This is a genomic window from Mycobacterium sp., from assembly GCF_049585075.1.
GTDB lineage: Bacteria > Actinomycetota > Actinomycetes > Mycobacteriales > Mycobacteriaceae > Mycobacterium.
The window spans coordinates 1-3,772 of sequence record NZ_JBAUZA010000485.1 but is presented as its reverse complement, the minus strand read 5'-3'; the positions used below and the strand labels follow the sequence as shown (position 1 = coordinate 3,772).

General features: G+C 66.6%; 3 protein-coding genes. All 3 read left to right on the top strand.

Annotation, left to right across the window (positions count from 1 at the left end; genetic code table 11):
* The coding region (locus WB785_RS22815) for a peptidoglycan D,D-transpeptidase FtsI family protein (RefSeq protein WP_424082080.1) at positions 1-1,778 on the top strand (1,778 nt) is incomplete at its 5' end.
* 354 nt (positions 1,779-2,132) lie between these two features.
* The gene (locus tag WB785_RS22810) at positions 2,133-3,686 is read left to right on the top strand and encodes a UDP-N-acetylmuramoyl-L-alanyl-D-glutamate--2,6-diaminopimelate ligase (RefSeq protein ID WP_424082078.1); all 1,554 of its coding nucleotides are present in this window, start codon (positions 2,133-2,135) and stop codon (positions 3,684-3,686) included.
* Positions 3,683-3,772: hypothetical protein (locus WB785_RS22805; protein ID WP_424082081.1), on the top strand; the 90-nt coding region annotated here is incomplete at its 3' end. The genes WB785_RS22810 and WB785_RS22805, both read left to right, overlap by 4 nt.

Genomic DNA, 3,772 nt, shown 5'->3' with positions numbered 1-3,772 from the left:
ACCGAACGGGCAACGCGGTCATCTTCTTGGCGTTGGCGGTGGCGGCCGCCCAGCTGTTCTATCTACAGGTGCCGCAAGCGGCCGGGCTACGCGCGGAGGCCGCCGGACAGCTGAAGGTGACCGATGTCCAAAAAGCGTTGCGTGGCAGCATCGTCGACCGTCACAACGACCAACTCGCTTTCACCATCGAGGCTCGCGCGTTGACCTTCCAGCCGCGCCGGATTCACAAGCAGCTGGCGGAGGCCAAACAGAAGAACGCGAACGCCCCTGACCCGCAACAACGTTTGACAGACATCGCCAAGGACGTGGCGCAGCGGCTGAACAACAAGCCGGACAAGGCCACCTTGCTGAAGAAGTTGCAAAGCGACGAGACGTTTGTCTATCTGGCCCGCGCCGTCGACCCGGCGATCGCCACCGCGATCACCACCAAGTTCCCGGAGGTCGGCACCGAGCGCCAAGACCTGCGCCAGTACCCCGGTGGATCGCTGGCAGCCAACATCGTTGGCGGAATCGATTGGGACGGCCACGGTTTGCTAGGGCTGGAAGATTCCATGGACGCCGAGCTCGCCGGTAACGACGGCTCGATCACCTACGACCGCGGCTCTGATGGCGTTGTCATACCGGGCAGCTACCGCAATCAACACAAGGCGGTCAACGGTTCCACTGTCCAACTCACCCTCGACGACGACATCCAGTTCTACGTCCAGCAGCAGGTGCAGCAGGCCAAGAACCTATCTGGGGCACGCAATGTCTCGGCGGTGGTGCTGGACGCGAAGTCCGGCGAAGTGCTGGCGATGACCAACGACAACACCTTCGACCCGTCTCAGGACATTGGGCGTCAGGGCAACAAGCAGATGGGCAACCTGGCGGTCACTTCACCGTTCGAGCCGGGATCGGTGAACAAGGTTGTGACCGCTTCCTCGGTAATCGAATACGGGCTGAGCAATCCCGACGAGGTGCTGCAAGTACCGGGCTCGATCAACATGGGCGGAGTCTCGGTGCACGACGCCTGGGATCACGGCGTAACGCCCTACACCACCACCGGCGTGTTCGGGAAATCGTCCAACGTCGGCACGCTGATGCTGTCCCAGCGCGTCGGCCCGGACCGCTACTACGACATGCTCCGCAAGTTCGGGCTGGGTCAGCGCACAAACATCGGGCTGCCCGGTGAGAGCGCCGGCTTGGTTCCGCCGCTCGACCAGTGGTCGGGCAGCACATTCTCCAACCTGCCTATCGGCCAAGGCCTTTCGATGACTTTGCTGCAAATGGTCGGCATGTATCAGACGATCGCCAACGACGGGCTGCGGATGCCACCACGGATCGTCAAGGCGACCATCGGGCCAGACGGCGCCCGCACCGAAGAGCCACGCCCAGAAGGGATTCGGGTGGTATCGCCGGAAACGGCACGGACAGTGCGCAACATGCTGCGCGGGGTCGTGCAGCACGATCCGAGGGGCTACCAGCAGGGCACCGGACCGGCCGCCGCCGTGGAGGGTTACCAGATTTCCGGCAAGACCGGTACCGCGCAGCAGATCAACCCGGCGTGTGGATGCTACTTCGACAACGTCTACTGGATCACCTTCGCCGGTATGGCCACGACCGACGACCCCCGCTACGTCATCGGGGTCATGATGGACAACCCGGAGCGCAACTCGGACGGCACGCAGGGCCACTCGGCGGCCCCGTTGTTCCACAACATCGCGGGCTGGCTGCTGCAGCGCGAAAACGTTCCACTCTCACCCGATCCCGGGCCGCCCCTCACATTGCAAGCCATGTAGGCGCTAAGTGATTTGCGGCCGGCCACCCGCTGCTGCTGATCGGAGAACGATCAGGCTGGCGGCGAGCTGGTGGGAGGCCTCGCGCAGACTGGTGACCAGTGTTGGTCATCACGCATTGGATCTGGGCAACGACGGAATCGCCGTTGCCTCGACCGAGCGCGACAACACGAAGACGTCGTGTGCGGTCAGCGACCACATTCGCTGAGTCGGACCGGTCGCCGTCATCCGCCAAAGCGCGAACCCCGTCGGCGGAATTCTCCGGATCGGTAGGGTCATGGCCGATCAAGACGGTGAAACGGCCCTGAAAATTGGCCGCAATCGCCGGCATAGCGAAGGCAGAGGAAGGTGGTATCGGTGGCCACGGTGCCTGTCGGGCTTCGCCCGGCCATCGGCCTGGGTGTGCCGCTGTCGACGCTGGCCGCTCACGTAGGCGCGGTGGGCGCCGAGGGCAGCACGGTTCCCGATGTGCCGATCACCGGCGTCACGTTGAGAGCACAAGACGTCCAACCCGGTGACCTGTTTGCCGCGCTGTCCGGCTCGTCAACCCACGGTGCCCGCTATCTCGGCGACGCCATCGAAACCGGGGCCGTCGCGGTACTCACCGACGCCGCAGGCGTCGCCGAAATCGCCGGCCAGGCCCAGCGATCCCATGCCGTGCCGGTGTTGGTTCATCCCGAACCCCGCGGCGTGCTCGGCGAACTCGCCGCGGTCGTGTACGGCCGTCCGTCAGAACGCCTCGCCGTCGTCGGCGTCACCGGCACGTCGGGCAAGACGACCACGACGTATCTGCTCGAGGCCGCACTGCGAGCGGCCGGGCGGGCGGTGGGCTTGATCGGCACGATCGGCCTGCGTATCAACGGCGTCGACGTCCCCAGCGCGCTGACCACGCCCGAGGCTCCCGCGCTGCAGGCCCTGCTTGCGGTGATGGCCGAGCGCGGCGTCGACACCGTGGTGATGGAGGTGTCCAGCCACGCGCTGACGCTCGGCCGCGTCGACGGTGTGCATTTCGCGGTCGGGGCGTTCACCAACCTGTCCCGCGACCACCTCGACTTCCATCCGACTATGGCCGACTATTTCGAGGCCAAGGCGCGGTTGTTCGACCCGTCGTCACCGCTGCGCGCGCGTCGCGCCGTGGTGTGCGTTGACGACGACGCCGGTCGCGCGATGGCCCACCGCGCCGACGGCGCCATCACCGTCAGCGCACAGGGTCGGGCCGCGGACTGGCGCGCCGAAGACGTGACCGCCGACGCGGGCGTGCAGGAGTTCACCGCAGTCGACCCCGCCGGTGTGCGCCACCGGGTTGGCGTCCCACTGCCGGGCGAATACAACATTGCCAATTGCCTTGTCGCACTGGCAATTCTCGACTCAATCGGGGTTTCCCCCGAGCAGGCGTCAGCCGGTCTGCGGAATACCCGAGTCCCGGGGCGGCTGGAGCAGATCGACCGCGGCCAGGACTTCCTCGCGCTGGTCGACTATGCGCATAAGCCGGGCGCGTTGGGCGCGGTGCTGCAATCTCTGCGCCACCCGGGCAGCCGGCTGGCTGTGGTATTCGGGGCCGGCGGCGATCGCGACCCGGGTAAACGCAGGCCGATGGGGCGCATCGCCGCCGAGCTGGCCGACCTGGTGATCGTGACAGACGACAATCCGCGCAGCGAGGATCCGGCGGCAATCCGCCGCGAGATCCTGGCCGGCGCGGCTGAAGCCGGCGGAACCGCTGCGGTGATCGAGATTGGCGACCGGCGCGCCGCGATCGAACACGCCGTCGCCTGGGCGGCTCCCGGCGACGTGGTCCTGATCACCGGCAAAGGCCACGAAACCGGCCAGACCCGCGGCGGGCAGACCTACCCGTTCGACGACCGGGTCGAGCTCGCCGCCGCAGTTGAAGCCCTCGAGGCCCGAAGCCCATGATCGACCTCACCGTCGCGCAGATCGCCGAGATTGTCGGCGGCGAACTGGCCGACATCTCGGCGACGGACGCCGCGGATCTGCACGTC